Origin of the sequence: Phyllobacterium sp. CCNWLW109, assembly GCF_037203905.1 — a bacterium.
In the GTDB taxonomy this organism is placed as follows: Bacteria; Pseudomonadota; Alphaproteobacteria; order Rhizobiales; family Rhizobiaceae; genus Phyllobacterium; species Phyllobacterium ifriqiyense.
On record NZ_JBBCBK010000006.1, the window covers coordinates 48392 to 63335 of the forward strand.

19 protein-coding genes are annotated in these 14944 nt (G+C 52.0%); 8 read left to right on the forward strand and 11 right to left on the reverse strand.

Annotation, left to right across the window (positions count from 1 at the left end; translation table 11 throughout):
• Window positions 1–47 precede the first annotated feature (47 nt).
• From V9K92_RS21940 to crcB, 3 genes are all read right to left on the reverse strand, one after another.
• On the reverse strand, window positions 48–839 hold the full coding sequence (locus tag V9K92_RS21940) for an ATP12 family chaperone protein (RefSeq protein ID WP_337354974.1): 792 nt from the start codon (window positions 837–839) through the stop codon (window positions 48–50).
• 38 nt (window positions 840–877) lie between these two features.
• Window positions 878–1864 (reverse strand): RluA family pseudouridine synthase, encoded by a 987-nt coding sequence (locus V9K92_RS21945; protein ID WP_115053156.1) that lies wholly within the window; start codon window positions 1862–1864, stop codon window positions 878–880.
• Window positions 1865–1984: 120 nt separating this feature from the next.
• On the reverse strand, window positions 1985–2362 hold the full coding sequence (gene crcB, locus V9K92_RS21950; RefSeq protein ID WP_115053157.1) for a fluoride efflux transporter CrcB: 378 nt from the start codon (window positions 2360–2362) through the stop codon (window positions 1985–1987).
• Window positions 2363–2561: 199 nt separating this feature from the next.
• Between crcB and V9K92_RS21955 the strand changes: the two genes are divergently transcribed.
• Entirely contained in the window at window positions 2562–4337 is a 1776-nt protein-coding gene (locus tag V9K92_RS21955; protein WP_115053158.1) for a glucan ABC transporter ATP-binding protein/ permease, read from the forward strand.
• Between the two features lie 24 nt (window positions 4338–4361).
• Here the strand turns inward: V9K92_RS21955 and yidD are convergent, their stop codons facing one another.
• Entirely contained in the window at window positions 4362–4724 is a 363-nt protein-coding gene (gene yidD / locus V9K92_RS21960) for a membrane protein insertion efficiency factor YidD (RefSeq protein WP_337354975.1), read from the reverse strand.
• 4 nt (window positions 4725–4728) lie between these two features.
• Window positions 4729–5175 carry an iron-sulfur cluster assembly scaffold protein gene (locus V9K92_RS21965; protein ID WP_307284793.1) on the reverse strand — a complete coding sequence of 149 codons (447 nt, stop codon included), beginning with the start codon at window positions 5173–5175 and terminating at the stop codon, window positions 4729–4731.
• A gap of 266 nt (window positions 5176–5441) precedes the next feature.
• Between V9K92_RS21965 and folE the strand changes: the two genes are divergently transcribed.
• The 3 genes from folE to V9K92_RS21980 all read left to right on the forward strand — a co-directional run bounded on the left by folE (window position 5442) and on the right by V9K92_RS21980 (window position 7606).
• Window positions 5442–6068: a GTP cyclohydrolase I FolE gene (gene folE, locus V9K92_RS21970; protein WP_115053161.1), complete on the forward strand. Its 627-nt coding sequence runs from the start codon at window positions 5442–5444 to the stop codon at window positions 6066–6068.
• A 7-nt stretch (window positions 6069–6075) separates the two neighbouring features.
• Window positions 6076–6489, forward strand: coding sequence for a phosphoribosyl-AMP cyclohydrolase (gene hisI, locus V9K92_RS21975; protein ID WP_115053162.1), 414 nt, complete (start codon window positions 6076–6078; stop codon window positions 6487–6489).
• A 145-nt stretch (window positions 6490–6634) separates the two neighbouring features.
• Window positions 6635–7606, forward strand: coding sequence for a patatin family protein (locus V9K92_RS21980; RefSeq protein ID WP_115053163.1), 972 nt, complete (start codon window positions 6635–6637; stop codon window positions 7604–7606).
• A 94-nt stretch (window positions 7607–7700) separates the two neighbouring features.
• Here V9K92_RS21980 and V9K92_RS21985 read toward each other — a convergent pair whose 3' ends face one another.
• The 3 genes from V9K92_RS21985 to V9K92_RS21995 all read right to left on the reverse strand — a co-directional run bounded on the left by V9K92_RS21985 (window position 7701) and on the right by V9K92_RS21995 (window position 9704).
• Complete coding sequence (locus V9K92_RS21985; RefSeq protein ID WP_115053164.1) at window positions 7701–8252, reverse strand: phosphotransferase-like protein; 552 nt, start codon at window positions 8250–8252, stop codon at window positions 7701–7703.
• Between the two features lie 89 nt (window positions 8253–8341).
• Window positions 8342–8773: a CBS domain-containing protein gene (locus tag V9K92_RS21990; protein WP_307284786.1), complete on the reverse strand. Its 432-nt coding sequence runs from the start codon at window positions 8771–8773 to the stop codon at window positions 8342–8344.
• Window positions 8774–8996: 223 nt separating this feature from the next.
• The gene (locus tag V9K92_RS21995) at window positions 8997–9704 is read right to left on the reverse strand and encodes a rhomboid family intramembrane serine protease (protein WP_337354976.1); all 708 of its coding nucleotides are present in this window, start codon (window positions 9702–9704) and stop codon (window positions 8997–8999) included.
• 302 nt (window positions 9705–10006) lie between these two features.
• Here V9K92_RS21995 and V9K92_RS22000 point away from each other — a divergent pair, with 302 nt between their 5' ends.
• From V9K92_RS22000 to V9K92_RS22010, 3 genes are all read left to right on the forward strand, one after another.
• Window positions 10007–10651 carry a PAS domain-containing protein gene (locus tag V9K92_RS22000; RefSeq protein ID WP_337354977.1) on the forward strand — a complete coding sequence of 215 codons (645 nt, stop codon included), beginning with the start codon at window positions 10007–10009 and terminating at the stop codon, window positions 10649–10651.
• 57 nt (window positions 10652–10708) lie between these two features.
• Window positions 10709–11317 carry a PilZ domain-containing protein gene (locus tag V9K92_RS22005; protein ID WP_337354978.1) on the forward strand — a complete coding sequence of 203 codons (609 nt, stop codon included), beginning with the start codon at window positions 10709–10711 and terminating at the stop codon, window positions 11315–11317.
• Between the two features lie 333 nt (window positions 11318–11650).
• Window positions 11651–12256 (forward strand): transglutaminase-like cysteine peptidase, encoded by a 606-nt coding sequence (locus V9K92_RS22010; RefSeq protein WP_337354979.1) that lies wholly within the window; start codon window positions 11651–11653, stop codon window positions 12254–12256.
• Between the two features lie 37 nt (window positions 12257–12293).
• Here the strand turns inward: V9K92_RS22010 and V9K92_RS22015 are convergent, their stop codons facing one another.
• Window positions 12294–12821 (reverse strand): gamma carbonic anhydrase family protein, encoded by a 528-nt coding sequence (locus V9K92_RS22015; RefSeq protein ID WP_307284773.1) that lies wholly within the window; start codon window positions 12819–12821, stop codon window positions 12294–12296.
• Between the two features lie 70 nt (window positions 12822–12891).
• On the opposite strand from V9K92_RS22015, the gene V9K92_RS22020 reads away from it, so the two are divergent.
• Window positions 12892–13647, forward strand: a complete 756-nt coding sequence (locus tag V9K92_RS22020) for a hypothetical protein (RefSeq protein ID WP_337354980.1) — start codon at window positions 12892–12894, stop codon at window positions 13645–13647.
• Between the two features lie 33 nt (window positions 13648–13680).
• On the opposite strand, the gene V9K92_RS22025 is transcribed toward V9K92_RS22020, so the two are convergent.
• Both V9K92_RS22025 and cysE read right to left on the reverse strand, forming a co-directional pair.
• Complete coding sequence (locus V9K92_RS22025; RefSeq protein WP_008122972.1) at window positions 13681–13887, reverse strand: DUF3126 family protein; 207 nt, start codon at window positions 13885–13887, stop codon at window positions 13681–13683.
• A 99-nt stretch (window positions 13888–13986) separates the two neighbouring features.
• On the reverse strand, window positions 13987–14811 hold the full coding sequence (cysE, locus tag V9K92_RS22030) for a serine O-acetyltransferase (protein WP_337354981.1): 825 nt from the start codon (window positions 14809–14811) through the stop codon (window positions 13987–13989).
• Window positions 14812–14944 lie beyond the last annotated feature (133 nt).

Below are 14944 nucleotides of genomic sequence, written 5' to 3' on the forward strand. Positions count from 1 at the left end.
CCCGGCTCACGCCGGGGTTTTTTATTGAGTCAAATCGGGCAAAATGCCTATACCGAAACCGCTTGCAATATTTGCACGGCGGCCTGCATTTCACGCTTGCGTATATCACGGCGAATAGCGGCTTCGGCATCTTCGCCCCACTGCTCTGATGTCCAGTCCTCCTCCAGATGGGCAAGTTCCCAAGCCTCGTCGCCGGAGATTTCACCTTTGGCTACCGCTAGCGCCAAAATGGCCGAACCCGTTAGGGTTGTGATCGTATGGAGCGCCGCAATCGCAAAGGGATCGGTAAAAGCTCCAAGGTGAACACCAAAAGCGCCAAGCGCTTCGCGTGGCTGCTCCACATGGATCACACCTTCGGCCAAGATAAAACGCGCATTAAGCACAGCCGCCGCCCAGTCGATAATCGGATCCCAGGACTCAGTCTGGCGTTGGACCAGACGTTGCGGAGAACCGGCGCGATAGCAAAGCATATCCGACGAGGCAAAACGCAAAACATCTTCCAGCACTGCCTGCGGATCATTGACGATACCGTCAATTGCTGTGTTGGCCAGTCGTGTTGCGGGCATCTGCGCCGGATCGATTTCCTTTTCCTGCGCGGTAAATTCGTCAGCGATGAGTTGTGCTGCGGCACGTGTTGGCAGAACCAGATTTTGCCGGGCGGGGGTTTTAACCACACGCCCATCCAGCTCCACTGAAAATCCGCCATCGCGCTCTGCAACAGCGGCCTCTTTGTAGAATCGCTTTGGCAGAGGCAGTTTTGAGGTTATTTGCGCACGGCGAACAGGGTCCGGATCGGAAAGCTCCTGTTTTGCATCCATGCTGAAAAGTTCATCGCGCATTGTTAAAGTCCATTTCTACGCCTGAGAGGTTATCCCCCTCAATTGTCTTCGTCTGCATCATTTTCGTCCAGACCCAAGAGGTTCCATGTCTGGACCATATGTGGTGGCAGAGGTGCTGTAACATCAATGATACCACCGGATGGATTTGGTATGCGAATGCGCCTTGCATGAAGATGCAGGCGATTTTGGATGCCGCCCGGAAATGACCAGTTTGTATCGGCTTCGAAATATTTCGGATCACCGATGATCGGGCAACCAATATGGGCTGCATGAACGCGAAGCTGGTGTGTGCGCCCGGTGTAAGGCTCCATTTCAAGCCAGGTCAGCACCTGCCCTGCAGATTCAATAACCCGGTAGTAGGAAATCGCATGATCGGAATCTGGCTCGCCATGAGGAACAACGCGCATTCGGTCGCCATCTTCCGTTGCTTCCTTGGCAAGCCAGGTGGCGATTTTGTCTTCCCGCTTGCGTGGAATACCCTTGACCAGAGCCCAATAGGTTTTCTTGGTTTCACGCTCGCGAAATGCGGCGGTCAATGCCTGCGCGGCACCGCGCGTGCGGGCTACGACCAGAACGCCTGAAGTATCGCGGTCAAGCCGGTGCACAAGCCGAGGCTTTTCACCCCTTTTGTTGCGCCATGCTTCCAGCATATCGTCCACGTGGCGGTTAACGCCCGAACCACCCTGAACGGCTAGACCCGCAGGTTTGTTGAAAACATAGACTTTCGGATCTTCATAAAGCAGCATCTGCTTTAGAACATCGCCATCATCGCGGCCGCGTATGCTTTTGCCGGTCAGATGGCCTTCAGCTTTGGAATCTACGGGCAGCGGCGGGATACGGACCGTCTGTCCTGCCTGAAGCCGCGTATCGGATTTGGCGCGCGACCCATCAATTCTTATTTGGCCGGAACGCAGCAATTTTTGCAAATGCCCGAAACCGAGGCCCGGATAATGTACTTTGAACCAACGGTCGAGGCGCATTTCCGCCTCACCCGTATCGACTGTTTTTTGTTCTACCGCTGCCATCAGCTCAAGCCTTTTAATCGCAGACCTTTAAATTCGGCGTGTCCTCAAGCGTATGAAACGCGGAAATCGCATCGAATGATTATTTATGGAATTACATAGGTCTTGCGGCAGCGCTTAGCACTATGCGACGGTTCTTGCGAGCCATAATCCTAAAAACACTGCGCAAATGCTCAATACGACGCTTATTAGCACGTAAAAAGCGGCGCTTGCCGTCTCGCCGCGCTGCCAAAGCATAACAACATCGAGCGAAAACGATGAAAAGGTTGTGAAACCGCCCAGTATGCCGACCGCAACGAACAGGCGAAGCTCTTCCGAACCCTCAAATCGCCGCGTTAGCAGTTCGATAAACAGGCCCATGATCAGCCCGCCAACCACATTGACCACCAACGTGCCATAGGGAAACGCGGTACCAAATAGACGTGTCATTGCCAGACCGGTGAGATATCGCAGAACCGAGCCAATGGCTCCTCCAGATGCGACCAGTAAAATTGCGTTCATGTTACATTCAGTTCGGCTGGATTAATTTGCGATCTCAGTAAGTTGACTCATCACGGGACGTTACGAGCCGTAGAAAAATGTTCCCACTTACGACAGGGAACGATCAAGACTTTAGAGCATTGAATATTGCGGTGCACAAGAGTCTGATGCAGTGTCATTTCTACGCGTTAGTGGCGGACCAAGCAATCGGAGTGGCAAAGTGTCATTATTAAACATCTATTGGAGATCCCTCCAATATCTCGGCGCCGAAAAGCGCGCGACCATGTTTATATGCATCGCCAATATTGCACTCGCTGCAAGCATGATCGTGGAACCATGGCTTGCTGGCCGGGTGATTCAGGCTATCGCAACAAAAACCGCCATCATTCCCCCGCTTAGCCAGTTGGCTGCTGTGGGCTTGTTTCATATTGGTGCCAATGTTCTGGTTTCTCGTGAAGCCGACAGGCTGGCCCATCGTCGCAAGCTCGCCGTACTTACCGAATCCTACAATCGCGTGATCAGCATGCCGCTCGCTTGGCATCATCAGCGCGGCACATCAAACGCGCTGCATACATTGCTGCGCGCAATCGAAACTCTGTTCGGCCTGTGGCTCGAATTCATGCGCACCCATCTGGCAACTGCCGTTGGCCTGGTGCTGCTGTTCCCGCTTGCTCTCAGCCAGGATTGGCGTTTGACCTCAGTGCTCGTTGTGCTCGGCGTGGTCTATATGATGGTTGTCCGTGTCGTTACCAGCAAGACCAAGGATGGTCAGGCTCAGGTGGAACGTCATCACATCACAGCTTTCAGCCATGTCAGTGACTCCATGAGCAACATCTCGGTATTGCAAAGCTACAACCGTGTTGAAGAAGAAACACGGGCGTTGCAGACCTATACAAAGAACCTGCTGGATTCCCAGTATCCGGTTTTGAACTGGTGGGCTCTCGCCGCTGGTATCAACCGCATGGCCTCAACAATCTCCATGATCATCGTTTTGCTGCTTGGTTCTTATTTCGTCATGCGTGACGAGATGAATGTAGGTCAGGTCGTTGCGTTCACAGGTTTTGCCGGTTTGCTGATCGGCCGTCTCGACCAGTTGAGTGCCTTCGTGAACCAGATTTTCGCGGCTCGTGCCAAGCTTGAAGACTTCTATGCAATGGAAGAATCTGCTGCCTATGCAGTCGAGCCGAAGACTGTGCACGATATCGACAATGTAACCGGTGATGTGGAATTCGAAAATGTTTCGTTTGAATTTCCGAACTCTACGCAGGGCTTGAAGAACGTAAGCTTCAAGGCAAAGGCTGGTGAGACTGTTGCCATTGTTGGACCGACAGGTGCCGGCAAGACAACGCTGATCAATCTGTTGCAGAGGGTTTATGATCCCAAGGAAGGCCGTATTCTTGTCGACGATATCGACACGAAGACAATCAGCCGCCGCTCGTTGCGTAATGCCATTGCGACAGTGTTCCAGGATGCTGGCATGTTCAACCGCACGATTGAGGACAATATCCGCGTTGGTCGCCCCAAAGCTTCTGATGAAGATGTCTTTGCTGCTGCGGAAGCTGCCGATGCAAGCGACTTCATCCTGTCGAAGTCTGCAGGCTATAACACTGTTGTCGGCGAACGTGGCTCGCAATTGTCCGGCGGTGAGCGCCAACGTGTGGCTATCGCCCGTGCGATCCTGAAGGATGCTCCCATCCTGGTATTGGATGAGGCAACGAGTGCTCTTGACGTTGAGACAGAGGCCCGAGTTAAAGTTGCGGTCGACAAGCTTTGCCAGAACCGTACAACGTTCATCATTGCGCACCGTCTGTCGACCGTCCGTGACGCTGACCTCGTACTGTTCATGGATCAGGGTGAAGTTGTTGAATCCGGCAGCTTTGATGATCTGGCCCGTCAGAATGGCCGCTTTACCTCGCTGCTGAAGGCTGGCGGTCTGAAGCTTGATGATGACACAGCCAATGTCACGCCCTTCCCGCGCAAGCCGGAAGCGGCCTGAAAGGGTGAATAAACAAAAGGCCGCTCATGAGCGGCCTTTTTCTTTTGCGGCGATACGCCAGTAGCGCCAAGGCCGATACCAGACGAAACGCTTATCAAGCGCTACGGGCACCGGGTCCAACCCGCTGGTGCCGCCCGGCCCACAACGGGCAAACCTGAACAACCCCATCCACCCGCCCGCCCAAAATCCATGACGCGCAATTGCCTCATAGGCATATTCCGAGCAGGTCGGCAAATGCCGACAGGAATTCCCGATGAATCCAGACAGGGTGAGTTGATAAAAGCGAACCAGCCCGGTTCCGATCAGGCGTCCCGGTGTCTTGCGCCATGGACCGCCCCAATTGCGGGAATATTTTACCGGATGCTTATGCGCGGGATCATTGCACATCCCGTCAGGCTGCGGCTTCAGCGTTTTTTCTATCGATCTGATCAAGACAATCCACAACTGCATCGAAGGTCAACATTGTGGAGTTGTGCCTGGCTTTGTAATCGCGGACAGGTTCCAGAAATTTCAAATCTTCAAAGCGACCTTCCGGGGGTGGACCATTTTCTTTCAACATGCGCAACATCGTCAGGCGTAATGCGCGAAGTTCTTCGGGCGTTGCGCCGATCACATGACGGGCCATGATTGAAGACGAAGCCTGACCGAGCGCGCATGCCTTCACATCGTGAGCAAAATCGGAAACCACGCCATTTTCGACCTTGAGATCGACGATGACAGTGGAACCGCACAGCTTGGAATGCGCCTTTGCAGACGCATCGGGAGCGTCCAAACGGCCAAGCCGTTGAATATTGCCGGCAAATTCCAGAATTCGCGTATTGTAAACGTCATTGATCATGATTTGCCACTTCTTGACACTGTGTTCATCTCAAAGGCGTCACAACTCGCCGTTGATGCTCTATGAATTTCCTACAGACTACCTATATAGTATGCGAGCAGGCCCTCATAAAGTCGCGTAGATTAATTTTGCGATGGCATGTATGCCTACGGGGTGGATGATTGATCCGCTCATGCTTCAATACACCGTCCGTTCCCGCGAGGAACGATTATCGTGTATTGCCGTTTAACTCGTCGCTCCTTTGAGGGCGACTACGGGAGATCGCGATGGATGCGGTAGTGAAAAACTTGCAGCCTATAACTGCAAAGCAAAATAATATTCGCCGACCAACTCAGGAAGAAGCAGAAGCAGCGGTACGCACCCTGCTTCTTTGGGCTGGCGATAATCCTGACCGCGAGGGCCTGCTCGACACACCTGAACGCGTCGTCAAATCATACAAGGAACTCTTCTCCGGCTATGCACTCGATCCTGCTGATGTGCTGGGGCGGACCTTTGAAGAAATAGCTGGCTATGAGGATATGGTCCTCATTCAGGACATTCCTTTCTTTTCACACTGCGAGCACCACATGGTTCCGATCATCGGCAAGGCCCATGTCGCCTATTTGCCTGATGGTGAAAAAGTTGTCGGACTTTCGAAAATTGCGCGCGTTGTCGATATTTTCGCGCATCGCTTGCAAACGCAGGAAAGCATGACTGCCCAGATTGCCAGCGCGATACAAAGTTCCCTGCGTCCGCGCGGTGTTGCCGTCATGATCGAGGCCGAGCATATGTGCATGGCCATGCGCGGTATCCGCAAATCGGGCTCATTGACAACCACGACGACATTTACCGGATCGTTCAAGGACGAGGTCAATGATCAGGTTCGTTTCATGACCATGGTCCGAGGTCGTTGAGGACAAAATGGCAGAAACGTCTTTTCCTCGTCCTGCAGCGCATAATCATGACGTTGAAGAAGGCAATGTTTTCACCCCGCGGTTTGACGCTGCGGGGTTGATAACCGCTGTTGTTACCGATGCCAGGGACGGTGAACTTCTCATGGTCGCGCATATGAATGCCGAAGCTCTACAATTGACCATCGAGACCGGCATTGCTCACTATTGGTCACGGTCGCGGCAATCACTGTGGAAGAAGGGGGAAACCTCCGGCAATCTGCAAAGCGTTGTCGAGCTCGGCACAGATTGCGATCAGGATGCCCTCTGGCTGAAGGTTCGAGTAGCAGGAGACGGACCGACATGCCACACCGGCCGCAGGTCATGTTTTTATCGCAACATCGTTGCGCATGACGGAAAGCCGTCGCTGGTCATGAAGTTTTAGATGGCGTAATGCCTCGCATCTGCCGTTTTCTGCGTTTGTAGTCAGGTTTCATTGGTCAGCTAAGAATTGTTATTCACGCAATATTCAGCTTTTGGTTACCACAATCGAAATTGAATGAAAGTCCACGACTCTAGGAGTTCATGCCATGCTCGAATGGGCATCGCGCCGGACACGTGCGGCGGAATCTATCGGCATCAGCAATGCCACTGATGAGAAGATCGCAGCACCTGAAAGGCCCGTTCAAAGCAAAACACCCATAGCACTTGCTCTGGGAGGCGGAGCTGCTCGTGGTTGGGCGCATATTGGCGTGCTTCGTGCTCTCGATGAAGCGGGCATAGAGATATCGATGATCGCCGGCACTTCGATTGGAGCGCTCGTTGGCGGCTGCTATCTCGGCGGCAAGCTCGACCAGCTTGAGGAATTTGCCCGAAGCCTTACCAAGCGTGGCATTTTCAGTCTGCTTGATCTGCGATTTGGTGGAAATGGGTTGTTCGGCGGTATGAAGCTGGACCGGCGATTGCGTGACCATCTCGAAGAATTATCCATCGAAGACCTGCCCAAGCGGTTCATCGCGGTGTGTACAGAAATCAATACGGGTCATGAAATCTGGCTGACGCGTGGCAGCCTCATCACCTCGATGCGCGCATCCTACGCCCTGCCCGGCGTATTTGAACCTGTCGAGTGCAATGGCCGCATCCTTGTAGATGGCGCTCTGGTCAACCCTGTGCCTGTCGCCGTCTGCCGCTCCTATGAGCAGCCATTGGTCGTCGCGGTTAACCTGCATTACGATCAGTTTGGCCGTGCAGCGGTCATAAAACATAGCGCCGAGGCACCTCATCCGCAAACTGGCGATATTGAAAATTCCGGCTTGCGGCGCCCTGCTTATTCCAAGCGCCTGGGCATTACAGGTGTGATGATGGAATCGTTCAATATCATTCAGGACCGGATTTCACGCGCTCGCATGGCGGGCGATCCGCCGGATATCGCATTATTGCCAAAAGTTGGCAAAATCGGTCTTGCTGAATTCCATCGCGCCGATGAAGCGATCCGAAGCGGATATGAAGAGACCATGACCCGCCTCGGCGAGCTTGAGCGCATGCAAAAGCTTGTTTTCTAGTATCGGCATCACTCGCGGAAATGATGTCAATCAATACAATAGCATCGCGCTAAACGTAGGCCTTGCTTAAAAATTTCCACAGGCTGAACAATTTCTATTCCAGCAACTGCTGAAAAACAGACGGCATCCGTCGATTGGCCCACGCTGACAGTACTTGGTTCGCGTATTCCTGCGTAGTCTGCCCTGCAGGCAGCTCCAAATCATATCTCTGACCAACATGAATCCGATGATAATCATCGGCAGCGCTTCCCATCGGCCGATCTGCTCGCAATGTTTCCCTTTTTACGAGTTCATCAAGATCGCAATGAAGCCCGACGAAGAAAACATCGAACGGTTTGAAAAGCTGGGCCAGATTGGTGACCCACCAATCTTCCTCGAGAATATGTTCAAGCAAAATATTATTGCCTGCTGAAGCATAAGCCACGAGCGAACGATGAAATCCGTCAAAGAATTTGGTGCGATTCTCCCTCCAATTGAAGTCGCCGTTCCGAAAACGGTCCAGAGGCAACATCCCGGAATCACGGAGATGATCAATAGAAACATGCCAGAATGGTTCTGGCAGTTGTGCCTGAAGGACTCGCGCAAGAGTAGACTTCCCGCTGCTTGATGCCCCGTGGATAAAGATTATCTTTGCCGTCTTTTCCAATTCAAGCCTAATCCCCGTAATGAACCATTACGGTATTAGGTCGGCTTCATTGCAGCAAAATGAACCTCACTACGTCGATAAATCTAGAACTAAGCCGTCGCGATATAGCTCCGAATCTCTTGTGACTCGCGTTCCACTTCCTCGATCCGCAGCTTAACAACGTCGCCGATCGATACGATGCCATAAAGTTGGCCATCCTTTTCAACCGGCAAATGGCGGAAACGGCCTTGCGTCATCGTTTCCATGACCTGATTAATCGTATGACTTTCGTTGCAGACCTTGACCTTTATGGTCATTGTTTCTGAAATCGGCTTCCATAGAGCATCGGCACCGTCGGCCGAAATGGCGCGAACCACATCGCGTTCGGACAAGATACCTTTGATAGCCTTGTTCTGATCGCAAACGACAAGTGCGCCGATTTTGTGCTTAGCCAAAACCGTAATTGCATCCGCTAGCGACACATCAGGCGTAATGCTGAAAACGTCATAGCCCTTGCGTTCAAGAATCGATCTGACTGTCATGCGCATCCTCCTTACATGTTTGATTGCTGCATCTCCCCCGATGCTTTTAGCAACCTAACTCATCGTGCTTATATGTTGCACCCATTGCAAGTGCATTGCAATTGCGCATGTCGCCTCCATAGTTATCTTTACACAAGAACACTTGGCTCAGATCGATTTGATAAACGCAATCCAATCTATTGATTATAAAACATCTTTTGCATTCAAAAATTGATTGCACTTATCAGGCGCGGTGCCGGTCAAACAGCGATATTCCGAAGAAACCGACCACAAATCCGCCTATATGCGCCTCCCAGGCGATCGACGCAGATTCCTCTACTCCCAATGATAAAAGCCCGGCCGCAATATTGGTGACAAACCAGACTCCAAGAAACGTCAGCACTGTGCGCATGCGCAGTGCAACGGCAATCGGCAATATGTCACCAACAAAGGCTGCCGAGTTGCGCGATGTTGAGCGACGAAATCCAAAACGCGCTGCAGCGCCCATCATGCCGGACACTGCACCGGACGCGCCTACCAGGGGAGCCATGCTATCAGAGTAAATAGCATAATGCGTCAATGCGGCGGCGATGGATGTCGCGATCCAAAAAAGTGTCAAACGCACCGGGCCAATGCGCGCCGCAAGCGGGGATCCGAATGCTGCCAGCCAGATCATGTTTAATGCGATATGAGCCACGCTTCCATGCATGAATGAATAGGAGATCGTCGTAAACCATGTCCACACGTCGCCCTGGCCGCCCATTTGCGCAAAGCGTGCAGGAATAAACGCATAGTACCAGAGAAACTCGACAGCCTGTCCATCGTCAAGAATATAGGTCTGGTAGAGAAATACTGCGATGCAGATGCCGATAGCTGCGAGGATAATACCCGGAATGTTGAACATCGGCTCTCCGCCTGATGGTTTGTCCCGCGCTATGTCTGGTTCGGTCATTCTGTATCGGCCTCGTTTCGGTCCCGGCAAGCTATAGTATCAAGCCGGCAAGTGGAATCCCGGTTTTCGAATAATCCGATGCATAAACAGAAAGAAGGCCGCCCGGTTACGGACGGCCTTAAATTTAAGGTCAGGTATGAAATCTCGTAAACCCTTGTCTCACATTCGTTGCGACACCTCAACGTAAACCACTTATTAACCCTAACAGCCCGCCACGGTGGACATGGACACATGAAACGTGGCGTTACCCTGCCGTCGGTGACACAGTCCGCGGACATCCGATCGGACAAACAGACAAATTTATGCAGCACGGAAGATCAAACGAGCTTATCGCTTATTGGGAGCAGTTGCGTGGCACACGCGCTGCGCCCGAACGCAGCGAGATAGCGCCTGCTGCCATCCCCCGCCAATTGGCCGATATATTCATTTTGCAGGCCAGTCAGGATACCGAAGCAAAGTTCCGGCTTGCGGGCACCCGGATTTGCTCAATTCATGGCCGCGAATTGAAAGATTCAGCTTTCGAATTGCTTTGGCAGGCACGAGATCGCCGCAGTATCTCGCGTTTGCTTGCCAATTCGATAACCCGAAAAAGCCCCGTCGCTATAAACGCCGAAGGCATAAGCGCACGCCAGCGCACCGCGCTGTTTGAATTCATCCTCTTGCCGCTTGCCAATGAAGTGCATGAACAGTTTCTGATCGGAATGATTGTCGCCTTGGGACAGCCGTTCTGGCTAGAGTCAGACTCTATCGTCGAAAGCCGCATAAGATCAATCACGACGCTGGATACAAGTCGGAGCCAGTATGCTGGCGGATCGCGATCATCGCCAAGCCCGAAAGGCGCTATTCATACAATTATCGGCCAAAATACTGACCGCCTGCAATTGCTGGATGGCGGAAAATCCTCGCTACCACTTAAAACGCGCGCGAAACCATTACCGCCACATTAAGAATCATGGAATAGCTTGTCATCAAGGCTAAACGAATTCTGCCAGTTGGACGTGACGATGCAACCTACCCACGATGGCTCAAGTCCAAACCCTACCGCTACGACAAGGTATTATAGCGTTAAAGTGCAGCTCTATGGGCGTTTTATGCTCGAAGACCGCACGGAACATGTTTGCCAGATCAGCGAAATGTCGCCTGGCAATGTTGTCATCGGCACAGATATCATGGCCAATAATGGCGAGCGCATTATCGCTTATATAGACCATATTGGCCGTGTCGAAGGAACTGTCGAAAAGCTGGTTAGTGGGGGCTTTCTCCTGTCGCTCATCGTTTCTGACCGCAAGAAAAACAAGATAGCGGCGCAGCTGACATGGCTTGCAAACAAACATGAACTGGATACGCCTGAAGATCGCCGGCATCAGCGTATCGCACCGCGCAACCCAATCACCACGCTATCCATGGCCGATGGTCGGCAATATCCCTGCCGTATTGTTGATCTATCCATATCGGGTGCAGCGGTGGAACTGCGCATGCGCCCTGCCCTGAACAGCCAGGTCATTCTCGGCACCATGAGGGGCCGTGTTGCCCGGCATTTTGACGAAGGCGTGGCAATCGAGTTTGCTTCGGTGCAAAGCCGCGACGCCATTGATGCGGCCTTTGAGAGTTAAAGCCAGTTTTTCTCTGACTTAGTTTTTCTTCACACGGCAGAAATATTTTTGGCGCGATTGCTGCGAGAGAACGGCATTTGTCTGGCATCTGTATGGAGCGCGTTAAGCCAATGGAAATAACGACATATTTATTTAAACCGATGCTTAATTCTAATATTCTGCAACTTACTTAAATCTATACTTTGTTAAACTAAATAATAATAAACATTAATACATCGTAATTGCCTAATTCCTTTATTTTTTACTACCTAAATCGATCGGATTTACTCGTCATCGTTTCCGCTCAATCAAACTCTCTCTGCCATTGTCGCCTCAACCGGGGAGACGACGGTAATGATAAGAAAGACAATCCTATTTGGCGCTGCATTCCTTTTAATGTGCATCGCCGCCTATGCTGAGGCAGGCACTTCGGCAATGATCATGAAGACCGGCGGTCGCACCTCGCAGCCGATTGGTCATTATGAATTCTGCCAGACATATCGCGGCGAATGCAGCGTCAAGAGTAGCAATGATACGCCGCTTAGCCTGACATCAAAAACATGGAATTTGCTGGTTCTGGTCAACAGTCAGGTAAACGCGCAGGTTCGCCCAGAGACGGACATGGATATCTGGGGTAAAGCAGAAGTCTGGTCCTATCCGACAACAGTTGGAGACTGCGAGGATTATGTTCTCCTGAAGCGCAAGCTGCTGAATGAAGGCGGCATTCCGCTCAGCGATCTATTGATCACCGTCGTTCGGCAGATGAACGGCGAAGGTCACGCCGTGTTGACCGTGCGCACCGGCCAGGGCGATTACATTCTTGATAATCTCGAAGCCCGTATCAAGCCATGGAATGAAACGAACTATGATTACCTCAAGCGCCAATCAACGAAGAACACCGGCGCATGGGTTTCAATCAATGATGATCGCCAGGTGCTGGTCGGCAGTATCGAGCAATGAGTCCGGATCCATTGGCTGGTGCATTTACACCGGCTTGTTAAGCAATCTCCAGACCGCTCATGAAACGCTTCCCGTTTTCGACATAGTGAGCGGCAGAAAGCTTCAACTGTTCTACCGCTGCCTCGTCCAGCGTACGGACCACCCTGGCCGGTGATCCCACGATCAGGGAATTATCCGGAAATTCCTTGCGTTCGGTGACCAAAGCCCCCGCACCTACCAGAGAATTCTTGCCGATTTTTGCACCATTGAGAATAATCGCTCCAATACCGATCAGGGTATTTTCCCCAATAGTACAGCCATGCAGCATAGCGCGATGCCCGATGGTGCATCCGTCGCCGATTGTCAGCGGATATCCCAGATCGGTGTGCATGATCGTGTGTTCCTGCACATTCGTATTGCGACCAATGTGAATGAGCTCGTTATCCCCGCGCAATACAGCGCCGAACCAGATCCCGGCATTTTCACCTAGAAAAACTTTGCCGATAATCGTCGCATCAGGCGCTATCCAGTTTGATTTTCGGTGCTCAAACTGCGGTGCTTGGCCGTTAAGCGTATAAATCGGCATTTGGCGTCCTCCAGAATCACCCGGTTCATTGATACTCAATTAACCATAAATCAGCACATGAGCAGTTAGAATGCGCCGAAGGAAACCTTCGGGCCACATCATGCAGGCGACCACAGAGAAAATAGAGGCAATTTCGGCAAGCTTTCTCTTGCGAAAGGTCTTCTATGGCGTGGTCGCACTTGGCTTCTTGTCCCTATGTCTGGCTCTTGCCGGCTTTTTCCTTGGACACATAGTTTCCCTTGGCGGCCATACGGAAGATCGTTCTGCGCAGCAAATCGTCATTGGCAATGACGTGCTCGAGATTCCCGCAAATATGATCCGGTTTGATAGGCAGCGGCGCGATGGCATAGCCGAGCGCGTTGACCTTTATCTGCACTGGCCGGAAATGCAGGGGTACGCCGCAGAATTTAAAAATGATTTCAATGGCGCGGGACCAGACAAGAAATTGATCTTCCTGACATTTGAGGCAAGGCAGGGATCGCAGGATATGCCGGGGCGTTATGGTCCCGTCTATCTTCCACTGACCGAAGGGCCCGGCGCTGCCGGTCCTGCCGGTTTAACGCTCCAACGCTTCAGGGGCGATAGCGGCTTCATCAATGAGGAGCTTCTCGTTGCACCGGATCACGGTGCGAAACCTTCATTTGTTGCGCGTTGTCTTGATGAACCGTCATCCCGCGATAATCTTGCATCCTGCCAAAGCGATATTTTCGTCGGCGGTGATTTGCAGCTGACCTATCGGTTTCCGAGAGAAATGCTTGAGGAATGGCCGCTTCTGGACAAAAAGATTGCAGAATTTGCGCGTGGCCACATCAAAAGTGTTGAGTGATGCTCGAGCACCACTCAACATAGTAAGAATGGGCTAAAGGTCCATTTCCAGGATTGCCATGGAGAAATTATAAGACAATTCGCCTTCGTCTTCATCCTTGTAGATCAGACCGAGGAACTCGTCGCCCAGATAAAGTTCTGCGGAATCATCTTTCCGCGGGCGAGCCTTCACTACCAATTCTGTGTTGCGGAATGTCCGCTTGAAGTAGCTGTCGAGTTTTTTCAGTTCTTCGGGTTTCACCTAAAATCTCCTGTCTTATTCGTCGAGTCAGAGCGGTTTGCCATGTGGCATGGCGCCCTGTAAAGGGTTGACTGCAATCGTTAGTGGTAAGAACCAGGCTTATTCGAAGTTGGTAACGAGCTGATCCATGGCGCGCGAAGGCTCCGAGCAGCCTGCTTCCCCGACAATACGGGCAGGCACACCAGCCACGGTCACATTATGCGGGACAGGCTTCAGAACGACCGAACCGGATGCCACCTTTGAGCAATAACCAATTTCGATATTGCCAAGAATATTGGCTCCTGCGCCAATCAGCACGCCATTACGAATTTTCGGATGACGGTCGCCGGTCTCTTTTCCCGTGCCGCCAAGGGTAACGCCCTGCAGGATTGAAACATTGTCTTCAATAACAGCCGTCATGCCCACAACGATGCCCGTTGCATGGTCGAAAAACACGCCCTGCCCCATGGGAACTGCGGGATGAATATCTGTCTGGAAAACTGAAGATGAGCGGCTTTGCAAATAAAGCGCAAAATCATGACGACCCTCATGCCACAACCAGTGCGCAAGACGATGGGTCTGGATAGCCTGAAACCCCTTGAAATAAAGGATGGGCTCCATAAACCGCGTGCATGCCGGATCGCGGTCATAAACAGCCTGTATGTCGACGCGTAAAATCTGCGACCAGGAAGGATTGGCGTCGAGCATGGCTGTAAACGTCTGGCGCAGCAGTTCCGACTCCACATCCGGGTGGTCGAGGCGCTGGGAAATACGATGTATAACCGCCTGTTCCAGCGACTGATGGTTCAGGATGGTAGTGTAAAGAAATGTCGCAAGCAGCGGCTCATTGCGCACGACCTCTTCTGCCTCGGCCCGGATCGCATGCCAGATCGGGTCGATCTGTTTGATCGATCCAGTCATCTTTATAGGAAGGCTTGCTGACATTTTCTAGCTCCAGGCATTCAGCCGAATTTTATACTCTGCAACGGATTATACGGCAAAAGTGGTTTCTTGACACCTCAAAATCCAGTGCCGCAAGCGCAAGAAATTTTGAAGATACCATTCATCTGCCTGATGC